General features: G+C 67.2%; 13 protein-coding genes. 5 read left to right on the top strand and 8 right to left on the bottom strand.

Features of this window, described 5'->3' with window-relative positions:
- Nucleotides 1-5: 5 nt before the first annotated feature.
- Nucleotides 6-1,226 carry a PucR family transcriptional regulator gene (locus AC1DHX_RS02570; protein WP_223914951.1) on the bottom strand — a complete coding sequence of 407 codons (1,221 nt, stop codon included), beginning with the start codon at nt 1,224-1,226 and terminating at the stop codon, nt 6-8.
- 245 nt (nt 1,227-1,471) lie between these two features.
- Between AC1DHX_RS02570 and ald the strand changes: the two genes are divergently transcribed.
- On the top strand, nt 1,472-2,590 hold the full coding sequence (ald, locus tag AC1DHX_RS02565; RefSeq protein WP_079555133.1) for an alanine dehydrogenase: 1,119 nt from the start codon (nt 1,472-1,474) through the stop codon (nt 2,588-2,590).
- A gap of 173 nt (nt 2,591-2,763) precedes the next feature.
- Here the strand turns inward: ald and AC1DHX_RS02560 are convergent, their stop codons facing one another.
- The 6 genes from AC1DHX_RS02560 to AC1DHX_RS02535 form a co-directional block, all read right to left on the bottom strand.
- Nucleotides 2,764-3,819 (bottom strand): Gfo/Idh/MocA family protein, encoded by a 1,056-nt coding sequence (locus AC1DHX_RS02560; RefSeq protein ID WP_476859597.1) that lies wholly within the window; start codon nt 3,817-3,819, stop codon nt 2,764-2,766.
- A 139-nt stretch (nt 3,820-3,958) separates the two neighbouring features.
- Nucleotides 3,959-5,656: an ABC transporter family substrate-binding protein gene (locus tag AC1DHX_RS02555; protein WP_230006921.1), complete on the bottom strand. Its 1,698-nt coding sequence runs from the start codon at nt 5,654-5,656 to the stop codon at nt 3,959-3,961.
- A 68-nt stretch (nt 5,657-5,724) separates the two neighbouring features.
- Nucleotides 5,725-7,893 (bottom strand): dipeptide ABC transporter ATP-binding protein, encoded by a 2,169-nt coding sequence (locus AC1DHX_RS02550; RefSeq protein WP_476859598.1) that lies wholly within the window; start codon nt 7,891-7,893, stop codon nt 5,725-5,727.
- A complete protein-coding gene (locus AC1DHX_RS02545) occupies nt 7,890-8,912 on the bottom strand; it encodes an ABC transporter permease (protein WP_476859599.1) in 1,023 nt (340 codons plus the stop codon). The genes AC1DHX_RS02550 and AC1DHX_RS02545 overlap by 4 nt, the downstream gene beginning before the upstream one ends.
- Nucleotides 8,913-8,914: 2 nt before the next feature.
- A complete protein-coding gene (locus AC1DHX_RS02540; RefSeq protein ID WP_028277582.1) occupies nt 8,915-9,901 on the bottom strand; it encodes an ABC transporter permease in 987 nt (328 codons plus the stop codon).
- A gap of 357 nt (nt 9,902-10,258) precedes the next feature.
- Nucleotides 10,259-10,891, bottom strand: coding sequence for a TetR/AcrR family transcriptional regulator (locus tag AC1DHX_RS02535; protein WP_476859600.1), 633 nt, complete (start codon nt 10,889-10,891; stop codon nt 10,259-10,261).
- A 126-nt stretch (nt 10,892-11,017) separates the two neighbouring features.
- Between AC1DHX_RS02535 and AC1DHX_RS02530 the strand changes: the two genes are divergently transcribed.
- The 3 genes from AC1DHX_RS02530 (at nt 11,018) to AC1DHX_RS02520 (ending at nt 13,572) form a co-directional block, all read left to right on the top strand.
- On the top strand, nt 11,018-11,581 hold the full coding sequence (locus AC1DHX_RS02530) for an NAD(P)H-dependent oxidoreductase (protein WP_018775397.1): 564 nt from the start codon (nt 11,018-11,020) through the stop codon (nt 11,579-11,581).
- Between the two features lie 163 nt (nt 11,582-11,744).
- The gene (locus AC1DHX_RS02525) at nt 11,745-13,037 is read left to right on the top strand and encodes an aminotransferase-like domain-containing protein (protein WP_476857699.1); all 1,293 of its coding nucleotides are present in this window, start codon (nt 11,745-11,747) and stop codon (nt 13,035-13,037) included.
- A 106-nt stretch (nt 13,038-13,143) separates the two neighbouring features.
- Complete coding sequence (locus tag AC1DHX_RS02520) at nt 13,144-13,572, top strand: universal stress protein (RefSeq protein WP_476859601.1); 429 nt, start codon at nt 13,144-13,146, stop codon at nt 13,570-13,572.
- A 4-nt stretch (nt 13,573-13,576) separates the two neighbouring features.
- On the opposite strand, the gene AC1DHX_RS02515 is transcribed toward AC1DHX_RS02520, so the two are convergent.
- Nucleotides 13,577-15,220, bottom strand: a complete 1,644-nt coding sequence (locus AC1DHX_RS02515) for an AMP-binding protein (RefSeq protein WP_476859602.1) — start codon at nt 15,218-15,220, stop codon at nt 13,577-13,579.
- 256 nt (nt 15,221-15,476) lie between these two features.
- Here AC1DHX_RS02515 and AC1DHX_RS02510 point away from each other — a divergent pair, with 256 nt between their 5' ends.
- Complete coding sequence (locus tag AC1DHX_RS02510) at nt 15,477-15,815, top strand: hypothetical protein (protein WP_476851437.1); 339 nt, start codon at nt 15,477-15,479, stop codon at nt 15,813-15,815.
- Nucleotides 15,816-15,888: the final 73 nt, after the last annotated feature.

Below are 15,888 nucleotides of genomic sequence, written 5' to 3'. Positions count from 1 at the left end.
CGCCGCTAGATTCTGGGCCGGCCAGCCCAGCGCCGCGCCTTGAGCCCGGCATGCAGTTCCAGCCGCACCATTCCCTTCAACGGGTCCACGCCCAGCAGCTGGCGGATCCGGCCGAGCCGGTTGTAGATGCTGCTCCGGTGCAGGTGCAGTTTGGCCGCGACTTCCTGGACCGAGCCGTCGTTGTCGTAGAACAGCTCCAGCACGGGCAGCAGCTCGTGGTTGCGGTCATGGTCCTCGAGGAGGCGGAAATACACGGAACCCGCGTCTGCCCAGGCTCCCGCGCCGCCGCCGGCCGAGGCCAGGAGCTGGTAGACGCCGGTGGCCCGGCAGTCGACGAGCTCGCCCAACTGGGGATCCACCGCCGCGGCCTGGGCCGCCTGCCGTGACTGCCGGTAGGCCTCGGCCAGTTCCCGAGGCTTGGCGAATCCCTCGGACGTGCCCAGGATGATCCGCCGGACCGTGCGCCCGGAGCGTTTGGCGAGTTCGAGTTGGTAGTGGACCAGCACCTGGGCGTGGTCGGCGCGTCCCGTGGATTCCTTGAAGAGCACCACCGCGTGGGTCTCCGTGCCGGCGCTGAACAGTGCGGCATCCACCCCGATGGTCGCCTGCAGCGCCGCGGAGCGGTGAATGAGCGTGTCGGCGATGGGATCCGAGCCACCGGCCCAGCCATCCGCGTCCAGGACGGTCACCAGCTGCCAGGGTCCCTTGCCCTGGACCTCTTTCCAGCCCGCGACGGCCGCCGCCGCGTTGGCCTCGCCGGCGCACGCGGCCAGGAACTCCTGTTCGCGCCGGCGCCGGAACTCGGACTCGGCCGTATTGGAATCCAGCAGCAGGGTGGACAGTTGTTCCAGCTCCGGGGCCACGTCCGGCAGCTGGGCGAGGACGGTCGCGGCGCTGGGTTCCTCAGCGTCGAGCTGGACCCACAGGTACCCCACCCGGAAGCCCCGCACCAGCAGCGGCACGCACACGCGCCCGAGCATGCCGAGGTCCGCGTTGGCCGGCACGACGACCGGCCGGACCGCCGTCGCGATCCCGTGGGAGAGCTGCCACGCGATGACGTCCACGGGGACACGCTTACTGAGCAGGAAGTTCACCCGAACGCGGTCCGCATGGGATTGGTTGGAACTGTAGGCGAGGAGCAGACCGTCGAGGTCCTCGAGGGAGAGGCCGCGGCCCAGCCGCTGCGCCACCTGCTCCACGAGCTGCTCCACGTCCTGCTGCTGCATCCTGCCAGACTACTGCCCCTGCCTGCCGCACTGCGAATGCAGCCGGGACGGACACGAGCCGACACCTGACGCCCGCTCCATCGACAAATGTCTATCCCCGGTTTTGAAAAACCCCGGAATGACGCGGCGGGCGCCCAACGCCCGGCGGCGGCACCTGTCGCGTGCCTCACAGCGGGATTTATTCTGGAAGTACGAATCCCCCGCTCATCCAGGCCCACGAGGCCACCACCTACTGGAGCTAACAAATGATCATCGGCGTACCCAAAGAGATCAAGAACAACGAGTTCCGCGTCGCCATCACGGCGGCCGGCGTCCATGAATTCCGGACCCACGGCCACGAGGTCCTCGTCGAGCGCGGCGCGGGCCTGGGCTCCGGCATCACGGATGAGGAATACGCGATCGCCGGTGCCGAGATCGTCGCCGAAGCCGACGACGTCTGGGGCCGCGCCGACATGGTGCTGAAGGTCAAGGAACCGGTCAAGGCCGAATACCACCGCTTCCGCAAGGGCCTGATCCTCTTCACCTACCTGCACCTGGCCGCCGAACCGGAACTGACCCAGGCCCTGATCAACTCCGGCGTCACCGCCATCGCCTACGAGACGGTCCAGGAGGGCAGGTCCCTGCCGCTGCTGGCCCCGATGTCCGAGGTTGCCGGCCGGCTGTCCGTGCAGGTCGGCGCCACGTCCCTGATGGCGCCGGCTGGCGGCAAGGGCGTGCTGCTCGGCGGCGTCCCGGGCGTCCGTCCGGCCAAGGTCGTTGTCCTCGGCGCCGGTGTTGCCGGCACCAACGCTGCCGCCATGGCCCTGGGCCTGGGTGCCGACGTCACCATCCTGGACATCAACATCAACCGCCTGCGCGAACTGGACGCCCAGTACCAAGGCCGCCTGAAGACTGTCGCGTCCAACAAGTACGAGATCGAGAAGTCCGTGGTCGACGCCGACCTCGTGATCGGTTCGGTCCTGATCCCCGGCGCCAAGGCACCGAAGCTCGTCACCAACGAGCTCGTGTCCCGGATGAAGCCCGGCTCCGTGCTGGTGGACATCGCCGTGGACCAGGGCGGCTGCTTCGAGGACACGCACCCCACCACGCACCAGGAACCGACGTACAAGGTCCACAACACGATCTTCTACTGCGTCGCCAACATGCCCGGCGCCGTCCCGAACACCTCCACGTACGCGCTGACCAACGTCACCCTGCGCTACGCCGTCTCGCTGGCGAACCTGGGCGTCAAGGCTGCGTTTGAGCGCGACGCCGCCCTTGCCGCCGGCCTGAACATCGCCGGCGGCAAGGTTGCGCACCGCTCGGTCTCCGAGGCGCACAACCTGCCCCTCGTCGCCGACTGGCACGAGCTGGTCTCCGCCTAGCCAGCACCGCGTAGCCAGCACTTCATCGGCTGCTCCTCCCCACCGGCCCCCTCGCCTCGCAAGCTCGGCCAGGGAACCCTGCCGGCGTGGGCCCAACCCGCCCTTTTTTGGACACCCAGAAGGGCGTTTTCGGAGCAGCCGATGGCTGTTTAAGCCCGCACCGCGCCGAGAACCTAGGCCAGGGACCGGGCCTGCTCGATCAGCTGCAGCACCTGGAGCGGGCCCGCGGGGTCGACGGGGACGGGCAGCGCCGAGCTTGCGCCGCCGTCGGCGATCTTGGCGGCCAGGATCCGGTAAAACTCGGGGTAGGCCCCGCGCTCGGTGGGCAGCCGGTCCAGGTGCCCGTCGCGCCCCAGCAGCCCGGCCCAGTCCGGATCTTCCACGCCGTAGTCGGCATCCAGCGGGCTTCCCCCGGCCAGGATGTACGGCTCCTGCGGGTCCACGCCGTGCTTGGTGAAACCGCCCTCGCTGCCCAGGATGCGGTAGCGCGGGCCCTGCTGGGCGCACAGCATGTTCATCCACAGGTGGCTGGTCACCCCGGAGCTGTGCCGCAGGACCAGGAAGACGTCGTCGTCCGCCTTGGCTCCGGGCCGCCGGGCCGCCAGTTCCGCGTGAATGAGCGTGGCCGGCCCAAAAAGCTGCACGGCCTGGTCCAGCAGGTGGGTGCCGAGGTCAAACAGCACCCCGCCGCCGTCGTCCGCCGTTGCGGCCGCCTTCCATGCTTTGGGGACGTCGGGCGACCACCGCTCGAAGCGGGACTCAAAGCGGCTCACGGTGCCGAAGGCTCCGGTGTCCATGAGGGCCTTAACGGTGAGGAAGTCGCCGTCCCAGCGCCGGTTCTGGAACACCGTGAGCACCCGGCCCAGCCGCCCGGCCAGGTCGATGAGCTCCTGCCCCTCGGCGCTGCTGACAGCGAAGGGCTTGTCGACGACGACGTCGAGGCCGGCTTCCAGCGCCGCTTTCGCGAGTGGGTAGTGGGTGGCGGGCGGCGTGCCGAGCACCAGCAGGTCCAGTTCGCCGGCGAGCTCCAGGATATCGGCCGGGGTGTCGACGATCCTGGCCGCCGGATAGCTGTGTGCGGCGGCAGATCTCCTGGCGGCGTCGGAGGTGGCAATGGCATCGAGCGAATAGGCCGGGTTTGCGGCGATGAACGGGGCGTGGAAGACGCTGCCCGAAAGGCCGAAACCGGCGACGGCGGTGCGGATGGGCCGGGTTGAATCGTTGCTCATGGTGCCAAGGCTACCGGCTGGGCATGCACCGGGGCGCCTGTCCGGCAGGGCTTAATCGAACGAGGCCGGCGCCGCCCGGAAGCTTCCAGGGGCACCGGCCTCGGCCGTGCTGCTTGTTAGTGCGTGGTGCTTGCCGGGACTAGCTCTTCTGCCAGCCGACGACGCTCCAGTCCGGGGTCTGGAACAGGGCCGCACCGTAGTTGGCTAGGCCCGTGCGGGCGAAGTAGATCTGCGGGCCGTTCATGATCACGCCCATGGAGAAGTACTTCTCCATGTGCTTCTTCTCGACGTCCATGGCGGCCTTGTTGCGCTGGGCGTCATCCTGGATGGAGGCAAGGTCCTTGATGGCCTTGTCCAGTTCGGCGTCGCCGAGTTCGTTCTCGTTGGTCTTGGAATCGTAGAACTGCTTCACGCCGGAGGTGGCGTCGGCGCCTACCGTGTAGCCGCTGATGGTGAGCTGGAAGTCGCGGCTGCCAACCACCTTGCCGAAGTCGGCGTCACCGCGCTGGTCGATGCCAACGTCCATGCCGGCCGCCTGAAGCTGCTTCTGCAGCGTCTGAACGGTGGCGAGGCCGGTGGGGTCGTCACCGAAGTTGGTGATCTTGAACGACGCCGGGACGCCGTCCTTTTCCATGATGCCCTTGGCGTTGGCCTTGTAGCCGGCCTCGGTCAGGACCTTCTTGGCCGCGTCGGCGCCGGTTTCCTTGACCGGGTAGTTGTCCTGGTAGTACTTCGAGAACGGCATCAGCATCATGGAGCCCGAGCTGTTCTCTTCCCAGTTCAGTCCGCCAAAGCGGACGGCGCGGATGGCGGGGCGGTCCACGGCGGTGAAGATTGCCTTGCGGACTGCGACGTCGGTGAGCGGGGCCTTGAGGGCGTTGAGGTTCAGGCCGCCGGCGAAGAGGCGCTGGCCGCGGCGGACCTCGGAGTTCTTGGAGCCTTCAAGCTGCTTGTACTTCGTCAGCGTGCGGCCGTCGGCCATGTCGATTTCGCCGTTCTTGAAGGCGGCGATCTCGGCGCTGGCCTCCAACTGGCGGAAGATCACCTTGTCCAGGACCGGCTTCTCGCCCCACCACTTGTCATTCGGCACGAGGGAGACAGTCTTCGCGGCGGAGTCAAACTTGTCGACCTTGAACGGGCCTGCCATCCACTCGGGGTGCAGTTCGCCCGTGAAGCCGGTGTTGAAGATTTCGGGAGTGTTCACGGTCTGCGGGATGAAGCCGCCGAACATGTCACTGAGCGGGTACACCGGCTGTGTGGTGGTGACAACGACTTCCTTGTCGCTGCTTCCCGCCTTGACGGAGTCGATGAACTCGTAGGCCCCGGAGCTGACGATGTCGATGTCCTTGTTCTGGCCATTGAGCATCTTCCACGTGTTCTCGAACGTGGCGGCGTTGATCGGGGTGCCGTCGTTGTAGGCGGCCTTCGGGTTGATCTTGATGGTGATGGTCTGCTTGCCGTCTTTGACCTCGCTCTTGAAGTCTTCGCAGAAGTTCTTGTTGAGGTTGGCGGTGCCGTCGAAGTCCAGCTTCCAGCAGCCCACGTAGCCGGCCTCGTCGATGGGGTAGTGCAGTTCGGTGTTGTCCGCCGAGTTGCCCGCGTTGGAGAAGCCGTTGAAGTCCGGTCCGATGTTGCCCAGCGGCAGCGTCACGGTACCGCCCTGCTGCAGGTCGGCGGCCTTCTTGGCGTTGACGCTGACCAGCTTGCTCAGGTCGCCGGAGGCATCCTGTGCCTTGGCGCTCTGGGCGGTGGTTGAGGCGCCACCGCTGCCGCAAGCGGTCAGCGCGAGGGCTGCCACGACGGCGGTGAGGCCGCCGATCCTGGTCCGATTTTTCATGTGATCCCCTTCATTTTTTCATGCGAGTGTGATGCGTGGGTTCTCGGGTAGTGTGCTGGTCCGGTGATTCAGTGGTTTTCGTGGACAACCAGCATGTCCGCGTCCAGTTCGCCGTCCGGGTAGAAGCAGGCGAACTGCTGGTCGGTGGCGGACGCTTCGAGGGCCGGCTCCAGGGTCAGGCACTTCTCCTGCCTGGCCGGCGGCAGGGCCGCGAACACGGGGCAGCGGGTGGCGAAGTTGCAGCCTGCCGGCGCTTCCAGCGGCGAGGGCAGGTCGCCCTGGAGGATGATCCGCTCGCGGGTGCGCTCCAGCTCCGGATCCGGTACCGGGATCGCGGAGAGCAGGGCACGGGTATAGGGGTGGCGGGGGTTGTCGAAGACGGCGTCGACGTCGCCGATCTCCACGATCTTGCCCAGGTACATGACGGCAACGCGGTTGGAGATGTGCCGGACCACGGAGAGGTCATGGGCCACCATGAGGTAGCTGAGGCCGAGTTCGGCACGGAGCTTGTCCAGGAGGTTGATGACGCCGGCCTGCACCGATACGTCGAGGGCGGAGACGGGCTCATCCAGGACCACCAGCCGGGGGTTCACCGCGAGGGCGCGGGCAATGCCGATGCGCTGGCGCTGGCCGCCGGAGAACTGGTTGGGGAACCGGTTGACGTGGTCCGCCTGCAGGCCCACCAGCTCCATGAGCTCCATGATCCGCTTCCGGATGGCAGCCTTGGGCATGCCCAGGTTTTCCATCGGCTCGGCCAGGACCTCGTAGACGGTGAAGCGCGGATCCAGTGCCCCGGTGGGATCCTGGAACACCATCTGCAGTTCCTTGCGCATGGCGCTCTTGGCCCGGGCGTCCGCGGCCTGCTTGTTGCTCAGCCCGCCGATCACCACCTCGCCGTCCTGGTCCTTGTGGAACTCCATGATTTCCAGCAGGGTGGTGGTCTTTCCGCAGCCCGACTCCCCCACGATCGAGAAGCACTCGCCCTCACGGATATCGAAGCTCAGCCCGTCCACGGCCTTCACCGTGCCGATCCTGCGCTTGATCAGGGCGCCCTTCATCAGCGGAAAGTGCTTCCTGACGTCGCGGAGTTCCAGGACAGTCTTGCGTTCGTGCCGGGGAAGGCTGTCAAAGCGGGATACCGGCACGGCCGGGACGGCGAAAACAGTGTGGACATCGACGTCGGCGAGGGCCTCGCTCTTGATGCACGCGGCGCTGTGCCCGGTGCCGGGCGCCACCGCCCGAAGGTCAGGTTCGCCGTCGAGGCAGGCCTCACTGGCCAGCGGGCACCGCGGCGCGAACGAACAGCCGGTGGGCGGCTGGGTGAGGTTCGGGGGGATGCCGTCGATCGGCACCAGCGACGATTTTTCCGCGACGTCCACGCGCGGGACCGCACCGAGCAGGCCCATCGTGTAGGGCATCCGCGGGCTGTAGTAGATGTCATCGACGCTGCCGGTCTCCACCGGCCTGCCCGCGTACATCACCATGATGTCGTCCGCCATGCCGGCGACCACGCCGAGGTCGTGCGTGATCATGACGACCGCGGCGCCGGTCTCCTCCTGGGCGGCGTGGAGCACCTCGAGGACCTGCGCCTGGATGGTGACGTCCAGCGCCGTCGTCGGCTCATCGGCGATCAGAACCCGCGGGTTGTTGGCGATCGCGATGGCGATCATGACGCGCTGGCGCATGCCGCCGGAGAACTCGTGCGGGAAGGCCTTGAGCCGGTCCTTCGGGCTGGGGATGCCGACCAACCCCAGGAGTTCGACGGCGCGTGCCTCCTTGGCCTGCTTGCTCATGGTCGGGTTGTGGACGGTCAGGGCCTCTATGATCTGGGTGCCGACCGTGTAGACCGGGGTCAGGGAGGACAGCGGGTCCTGGAACACCATGGCGAGGTCGCTGCCGCGGTGGCGGCACATGGCCTTGTCGCTGAGCCCCAGGAGCTCCTTGCCCTGCAGCCGGACCGAACCGGTGATTTCCGCCGTCGCGGGCAGCAGGCCCATGATCGCCATGGACGTGACGGATTTGCCGGAGCCGGACTCGCCCACGATGCCCAGCGTCTTGCCGGGCATCACGTCGAAGTCGACACCGCGGACCGCGTGCACCACGCCGTTTTCCGTGTTGAAGCGGACGTTGAGGTCCCGGACGGAGAGGACCGCGCTCGTGGGGGCGTGCAGCCCGGCGGAGTGGAGGCGCTCGGCGGTCCCTTGCGCGGTGTCCCGTGCGGTGGTGTTGCTGGTCATTTGCTCTTCTTCTGTGTCTTGCCGGTGGCGCCGCCGGTGGCGTTGCCAGTGGCGCGGCCAGTGGCCTTGCTCCTCTTGGCGCGGCCAACGGAGCTGGAGCTGGGGTCGAACGCGTCGCGGAGGCCGTCGTTCATCATGGCGAGCGAGCCGGTCAGCAGGAACATCACGATCAGGGGCGCCCAGAACATCCACGGAAAGGTGGAAACCTGGGAGGTCGACTGGCCGATCAGGACGCCCAGGCTAACGTCGGGGACCTTGATGCCGATGCCAATGAAGGAGAACGCAACCTCGGCGAGGATGGCTCCAGTGACGCCGCGGGTGACTTCCAGGACCAGCAGGGAGCCGATGTTCGGCACGAGGTGGCGCCAGACGATCCGGCGCGGCGGGATGCCCATGTACTGGGAGGCTTTGACGAAGTCACGCTGCATGAGGGAGAGCGACAGGGACCTGATGAGACGTGCGGTCCCCATCCAGCTGAAGACCAGCAGCACGATGATGAGCAGCAGCCAGCTCGGGACGGTGTTCTTCAGGCCGTTGGCGCCGCCGCTCGTGGCCACCGCGACAACCAGCAGGGCCGGCATCATGATCAGGGCTTCGAGGATGAACAGCATGACCTTGTCCACCTTGCGGTCGAAGAACGCCATGGTGCAGCCGTAGACGGCGGCGATCAGCACCGAGACGAGGCCGACGACGACGCCGATCAGGATGGAGACCCTGGTGCCCTCGACGGTCAGGGCGTAGAGGTCGATCCCGGCCTGGGAGGTGCCCAGCAGGTGCTCCGCGGAGGGCGGCATGCCGATGTTGAAGGGGTCGATGGTCTCCTTGTCCCAGCTGCCGAAGAAGCCGCCGATGAAGGAGAAGAGGGTCAGGGCCAGGAAGATGGCGAGGCCGGCGACGGCTGTCCGGTTGCGCAGGAAGCGCCGCAGGATGATCCGCGACTTGCCGATCACGACCTCGTCGTCGCCGAACTTTCCTTCGTCCAGGACGGCGGCTGGGTCAATCGTGTTGAGGTTGGTCATGATTACTGCACCCGCACTCTCGGGTCCACGAGCGTGGTGGCGAAGTCGGCGAGGATCGCTCCGACCGCGAAGATGACGGAGCCGTAGGCGAGGGTCGCGGTGGCCGCGTTGACGTCCTGCAGGGCAATTGAATCGATGGACCAGGACCCGACGCCGTGCCAGGCGAAGATTTTCTCGGCGAAGAAGCCGCCGGCGAAGATGGCCGGGATGGTGAACGCAATGCTCTGCGCCACGGGGATGAAGGACACCCGCAGGGCGTGCCGGCTGATGGCCTGGTTGCGGGTCAGGCCCTTGGCCCGCGCCGTCCTGACGAAGTCGGCGTTGACGTTGTCCAGCAGATACTGGCGCTGGGCGATCTGGTACGCGCCCCAGCCCACAATCGTGATGGCGAACGTGGGCACGGCGTAGTGGGCGAGCATGTCGACGAACTGGGCCCAGCCGTCGCCGTCCAGACCCGGGGTGGAGATGCCGGTGACAAAGAAGACCCGCTCCCCGACCGACTCGTTGATGTTGATGGCGCCCAGCTGCACCAGGAAGTAGGCGATCGGTGCGGGGACGATGTACATGAGGTAGCTGTACGAGGTGATGGCCCGGTCCGAGGCCTTGTACTGCCGGGCCGCGGTGAAGACGCCGAGGGCGACGCCGATCACGAGGGTCAGGATGATCGAGGCCAGGAAGAGCCGGGTTGAGATCCAGACCCGGTCGCCGAACTCGGCGTTGATGAAGGCACCGTTGGGGCTCCGTCCCCAGTCCCAGCGGGTGAGAATGGCGGTGAGCCAGTCGACGTAGCGCTCCCACGGGTTGAGGGTGGGATCGAGCCCCTTGAGTCGGAAGGAATTGACCACCTGCTCGGGCGTGGGCCGCGGAATCCGCTCCTGCTCAAGCAGCGCCGGCTGCAGCGTGCTCACAGCCAGGAGATAGCCGGCACTGGTGGTCAGGAAGATCATGAAGACATACGTGAGCGCACGTTTGGCGAGATATCGAAGCATGGAGCGGCTAGTTCTGGATCGCCGTTGCCTGAGCAGATCCGTGCGTCACGGCTGCGGCCGCACGGGCGGGCCCGCCTGTGCCAGGGACAAGATTATTCACAACGTCGATCCTTCCGTCGTCCCCATCCGGCAGCGGGTTCCGCAGCCGGTTCGGGAGTATGGGCCAGCTGGTTTCCGGCCGCCCGCATGCCTTGCGGCTGAGCCCTTGTGGGCTATGTTGCGGGTCACATTCCAGAGGAAGCTATCACATTAGCCGGGCTCCGCCGGGCTCTCACGGGCCGCGACACGGCGGCTTCGCTACAGATCGTTATGAATAACTCCGTGGAATGGATTTGGACCACGGAACCGGCTGCGCCGCTAGGAGCCGCACACTACGCGCGTGACAAGCTCCCGCCAGGTGTCCGCAAGGCGCTCCGGCGCAATCCCGTGCACGCCGACGGAATGAAGCAACAGTTCCGGCTCCAGCGACGCCCCGAGGGCCGACGCCATGACCCACGGGTCCGCCGTCACGCCGGCTTCGCGCAGCAGCATCTCGAGATGACGGCGCCAGAGGACGGCCGGCGGGACATCGAACCTGTTGTAGACCGAGGCGTCGGCGGCCCGCGCCAGCTCCCCGAATTCCAGGATCCAGTCAATGCGGGCGGCGCCCACGGCGATCAGCCGCTCCAGGGGCGGCGCGCCGGGACCTACCGGGGGCGGCCCAAACATGAACCGGCCCTGGAATTCGGCCTCGGCGTCGCTAAGGAGCGCCATCATCAGCCCCGCACGGCTGCCGAACCGCCGGAAGACCGTCCCTTTTCCAACTCCGGCGCGCTGCGCCAGCCGGTCCATGGTGAGGGCGTCGACGCTGGATTCCTCAACGATTTCCCGGGCGGCGCAGAGCAGGAGCTCCCTGTTGCGCATCGCGTCGCTGCGCGCTGATTCTGCGGCGGGCGCGGCGGGGCGCCCTGCCCCGGACTGGGCACCGGGACGGATCGGGATGAGGCTCACACCGCTGATTCTAGCGCCCCGGAATATAACCGGACCGCAGTCCGTTTAGGATTGGTGAAGGCCCCCAAAGCCTCACGATCCACCAGCCGCCGGAATCACCCCGCGGCGTGATGCACAGGAGTACACATGTCCAAGAAGACCATCCTCACTCTCGTCGGCAGCCTTCGCGCAGGCTCCACCAACCTGCAGCTGGCCGAGGCCATCGCGCTCAACGCCCCGGAACAGGTGGACGTGGTCATTCACGAGAGCCTGGGCAACATCCCCTTCTACAACGAGGACATCGACGTCGAAGGCCAGGTGCCCGCGGCCGCCGCCGCCCTGCGGGCCGCCGCCAACGAGGCCGACACCATCCTGCTGGTCACCCCGGAGCATAACGGCACCGTCCCGGCATCGCTGAAGAACGCCATCGACTGGCTGTCCCGCCCCTTCGGCGCAGGCGCCCTGTCCGGCAAGCCCACCGCGGTTGTCGGAACCGCCTTTGGCCAGTTCGGCGGCGTATGGGCCCAGGACGAGGCCCGCAAGGCCGTCGGCATCGCCGGCGCCCAGGTCCTCGAAAACGTCAAGCTGGCAGTCCCGGGCTCGATGGTCCGCTTCGCCGAGGTTCACCCCAAGGACGACGCCGAAGTTGTCGAGCAGATCAAGGGCGTGTTCGACGCGCTGGCCGAGGCTCCCGCTGCGGAAGCGGCGTAAGCTTCCGCACCCCGCACTCCGCTCCAGATACCTCCCGGGCCCCCGGCAGCACACGGCTGCCGGGGGCCTCGGGCCGCCCGGAGCAGCCCGGTCGCTTTCGGCCCGGGCATTATCTGGAAACAATCGTTTCCCCCAAGACAACACGGGTAGTATCCTTGGGTTTGTGACCCACGAAACACTTGATGCCGCCGCAGCAGTACTTCCGGCCGAGGCCATTGACGCAATCGAACGTGCGGCTACGTCCGCCCACCGCCACGAGATCCTGTTCTCGGAGCGCGCAGCAAATATCAAGCAGTCGGCCGTCCGGGATGTCTTCGACATCTCGATGCGCCCCGGGCTCGTTTCCCTCGCCGGGGGCAGCCCCTACCTGCAGTCCCTGCCGCTGGAACGCCTGGGCCAGACCGCCGCCAAGATCATCGCCGAGCAGGGGATGACCGCCCTGCAGTACGGCGGCGGCCAAGGCACTGAAGAGCTCCGCATCCAGATCTGCGAGGTCATGGCGGCAGAGGGGATCCTGGACGCCGACCCCGCGAACATCGTCATCACGGCCGGCTCGCAGTCCGCGCAGGATGTGGCCACCAAGGTTTTCTGCAATCCCGGCGACGTGGTCCTCGTGGAGGACCCCACCTATGTCGGGGCCCTCAACACCTTCGAGGCCTACCAGGTGGAGGTCGAAACGGTGCCGATGGACGGTGACGGCATCATCCCTGATCTGCTGGAGGCAAAGATCGCCGCCCTCCAGACCGCGGGCAAGAACGTCAAGTTCCTCTACACCATTCCCAGCTTCAACAACCCGTCCGGCATCACCCTGTCCGCGGAACGCCGGCAATCCGTGGTGGATATATGCCGTCGCGCGAATATTCTGGTGCTGGAGGACAACCCCTACGGCCTGCTCCGCTTCGACGGTAAGCCGCTCACCCCCCTGCGGGCGGCCAACCCGGATGACGTCATCTACATGGGGTCCTTTTCCAAGATCTTCGCCCCGGGCCTGCGGATCGGCTGGGCCCTGGTCCCGGCCCACCTGCAGCGCAGGTACTACCTGGCGTCGGAGGCCGTCACCCTGTGCCCGCCGACGCTGAACCAGATGCTGGTGTCGGCCTATCTGCGCGACTACGACTGGCGCGGCCAGATCGAGACGTACCGGGGGCTATACCAGGAACGTTGCGAGGCAATGCTGGCCGCCCTGGCCGACTACATGCCGGAGGGACTGACCTGGACGCGCCCCGAGGGCGGCTTCTTCGTGTGGGTCACGCTGCCCGACGGCGTGGATACTTACCCGCTGCTGAGGAAGGCCATCGACGCCGGCGTCGTCTTCATTCCGGGAGCGGCCTTTACAAACTCGGACGACCCGTCGAACAAGATCCGGCTGGCGTTCAGCGCGGTGCCGCCCGAATCGATCCGCGAGGGTGTGCGGCGGCTCGCGCCGGTCCTGCGGGAAGCCCTGGCCGCCCTGTAGCGTGAACAGCGGCAGGATCCACTGCGGGGCCTCGACTGGGGCGCGCTGGGCCAGTTGATCGGCCAGACACACTAAACAGCATTACTCGTTGAAAGAGGAGCGGTCCATGACCGGAATAATCGTTGTCGGCGTCGACGGCAGTGAAACTGCCCTGCGGGCGGCGCACACCGCGCGCGACCTCGCAGTTTCCGTGGGGGCGACACTTCATGTGGTCAGCGCCTTTGACAGCGACAAGACACAGGTCTTCGGCAGCGGCAGTGACCAGTGGATCGTTTCCGACGCCGGCAACGCGGAAACGGTTGCGCGCTCGGTCGCGGAAGGCCTGCGCCGCCCAGACATCACCGTCACGTACGCCGCAGCGCGGGGCAAGCCGGCCGAGGCCCTGATCCGGGAAGCCGAACGGACCAGTGCCTTGATGATCGTGGTCGGCAACCGGCGCATGAGCGGAATCGGCCGGGTCTTGGGGAGCGTTGCGAACAGCGTGGCCCACAACGCCCCCTGTGACGTCTACATCGCCAAAACCGACGCTGGCTGAGGCGCTACCGCTGCTTCGGTGCCGCTGCTGGCACGGCGGCTTGGCCGGTGTCTGAGCCTGCAGACCCAAGCATCCGTCGCAGGATTTTTCCTGAGGCGGATTTCGGCACGGCCTCGATGAACTCGACCTGTCGGACTTTCTTGAACGGCGCCACCCGGGCCGCCACGAAGTCCATGACGCCCGCCACGTCCAAGGCATCGCCGTCCGCGCCCGGCTGGCGGACCACGAACGCCTTGGGCACTTCCTGGCCGTCGGCGTCGAGGGAACCGACCACCGCGGAGTCGGCGATGCCGGGGTGGGTGAGGAGCAGCGCCTCCAGTTCCGCCGGGGCGATCTGGTAGCCGTTGTACTTGATCAGTTCCTTAAGCCGGTCCACGACCGTCACCACCCCGTCCGCCCGTACCGTGGCGATGTCCCCGGTGCGCAGGAAGCCGTCCGCGTCCAGGGTGTCCGCGGTTTCCTGCGGCCGGTTGAGGTAGCCGAGCATCACGTTCGGCCCGCGGCACAACAGGTGCCCCGGCGCACTGGTCCCTTCCGCGGGAACCGGGATCTCCTCCCCCGTGGCCGGGTCCACGAGGAGGCACTGCATGTTCGGCACCGTATACCCGACGGAACTGACGGGGACCCTGAGCCCATCGCGACTTTGGCGCGGAATGAGGTGCGATACCGGGCTCATCTCGGTCATGCCGTAGCCCTGCAGGACCTGGCAGCCGAGGCGTTCGGCCAGGCGCTTGCCAAGTTCGCCGTCCAGCGGTGCCGCGCCCGAAAGGGTGGTGTGCACCGAGCCGAGGTCGTACTCGGCAACGAGCGGGTGCTTGGACAGCGCCACGGCCACGGGAGGCGCGATGAACAGGTAGCTGCACCGGTGGTCCTGGATGATCCGCAGGAACTCGGGCAGGTCGAACCGGGGCATGGTCACAAGCCTTGCCCGCTGGCGCAGCGCGAGGTTCAGCAGCACGGTCAGCCCGTAGATGTGGAAAAACGGGAGCAGCGCCAGGACCCGGTCTTCGGGGCCGACGTCGAGCAGACCCCTGGCCTGTTCCACGTTGGCGACCAGGTTGCGGTGGCTGAGCATGACCCCCTTCGGCCGGCCGGTGGTGCCGGAGGAGTAGGGCAGCACGGCCACATGCGTGGCGGGATCGAACGAGACGCGGGGTGCCGGTGCGCCCAAGGCGAGCAAGTCGGCCAGCGAGGGGTGGCCGTCGGCGCCGTCAAGCACCACGAGCCGTGAGGCAGGGATCCCGGTCCTTTCGGCGGCCTCCCGGGCGGCCGGCAGCAGCGCCGATACGGTGAAGAGCCAGTCCGCGCCGGCGTCGGTGAGCTGGGTGGCGATCTCGTCGGCCGTGTAAAGGGCGTTGATGGTGGTGACCGTTGCGCCTGCCCGGAGCAGGCCGTGGAAGACGGTCGCAAAGGCGGGGACGTTGGGACACAGGATGGCGGCCACGCCGTGCACGCCCAGGCCCTGGGCGGCGACGGCACCGGCGAGGGCGTCGATCTGCCCGCGCAGCGCCCGGTAGGTGGTCTCCGCACCGCTGGCGCCATCGACGACGGCGACCCGGTCCAGGTCCTCCTCTGCCAGAGCGCCGAAGAGATAGTCGTAAATGCCGAGGTTGGGAACATCGACGTCGGGGTACGGGCTTGAAAACACGCAACATCTCCTTTGATCCGCTTCCGCCCGGGCTGTCGGCGGCTGGTGCCACTCTAGTGCCGGGCGTAGCCGCGGGACAGGAGGGCGCGGACTTGGCTGTGTCCGGTCGTGGCCGTGTCCGGACTTGATGAGGATCACCCTCTGTCGTGGGCAGCCTCACCGCCCAGCGGGCCGCCCGGCGCGGACCGGCTCAGTAAAATGGGAGGTGCCCTGCGATGGTGCGGACGTCCGAGAACCCACCTACCAAGGGAGCCCCATGATCACTCTTCAGCGCCGACAGCTGGTTGGCCACGACATCCTGCTGGCCCGGCACGGCAACCACATCAGCGCCATGCGCGTGGACCGCGGTGCCGGTCGCGTTGTCGCGTTCCTGGACGACGGATCGACGGACAGCGCACCCAACCTGATTGCCCCGGGACTGCGCATGCCCGACACCTTGCGCAGCGTGTTCCGTGAGGACTGGAAGTTCCTGACGGGAATCAGCGCGTGCTGCGCGGGGCTCGCGGGCCTGATGTTTGCCGCCTCGGCCGCCCTCGCCGGCATGAGCGGCGATCCCGCGCTGGTCCAGATCCTGACCGCATACTCGGGAAACTGAGCGGCCCGGGCCAGGCTGGCCACTGAGAAACCCCAACACTGAGAAACCCCGCCGCTGAAAGGTTCAGCGGCGG

The organism is Arthrobacter sp. 05N33_2 (genome assembly GCF_056397425.1).
The sequence above is the reverse complement of the archived record's forward strand: the minus strand, read 5'-3'. Positions and strand labels throughout refer to the sequence as shown.

Excerpts from the sequence above, each read along its gene's own strand:
- AC1DHX_RS02570 (WP_223914951.1), bottom strand. The coding sequence starts at position 1,226 with ATGCAGCAGCAGGACGTGGAGCAGCTCGTGGAGCAGGTGGCGCAGCGG.
- ald (WP_079555133.1), top strand. The coding sequence starts at position 1,472 with ATGATCATCGGCGTACCCAAAGAGATCAAGAACAACGAGTTCCGCGTC.
- AC1DHX_RS02560 (WP_476859597.1), bottom strand. The coding sequence starts at position 3,819 with ATGAGCAACGATTCAACCCGGCCCATCCGCACCGCCGTCGCCGGTTTC.
- AC1DHX_RS02555 (WP_230006921.1), bottom strand. The coding sequence starts at position 5,656 with ATGAAAAATCGGACCAGGATCGGCGGCCTCACCGCCGTCGTGGCAGCC.
- AC1DHX_RS02550 (WP_476859598.1), bottom strand. The coding sequence starts at position 7,893 with ATGACCAGCAACACCACCGCACGGGACACCGCGCAAGGGACCGCCGAG.
- AC1DHX_RS02545 (WP_476859599.1), bottom strand. The coding sequence starts at position 8,912 with ATGACCAACCTCAACACGATTGACCCAGCCGCCGTCCTGGACGAAGGA.
- AC1DHX_RS02540 (WP_028277582.1), bottom strand. The coding sequence starts at position 9,901 with ATGCTTCGATATCTCGCCAAACGTGCGCTCACGTATGTCTTCATGATC.
- AC1DHX_RS02530 (WP_018775397.1), top strand. The coding sequence starts at position 11,018 with ATGTCCAAGAAGACCATCCTCACTCTCGTCGGCAGCCTTCGCGCAGGC.
- AC1DHX_RS02520 (WP_476859601.1), top strand. The coding sequence starts at position 13,144 with ATGACCGGAATAATCGTTGTCGGCGTCGACGGCAGTGAAACTGCCCTG.
- AC1DHX_RS02510 (WP_476851437.1), top strand. The coding sequence starts at position 15,477 with ATGATCACTCTTCAGCGCCGACAGCTGGTTGGCCACGACATCCTGCTG.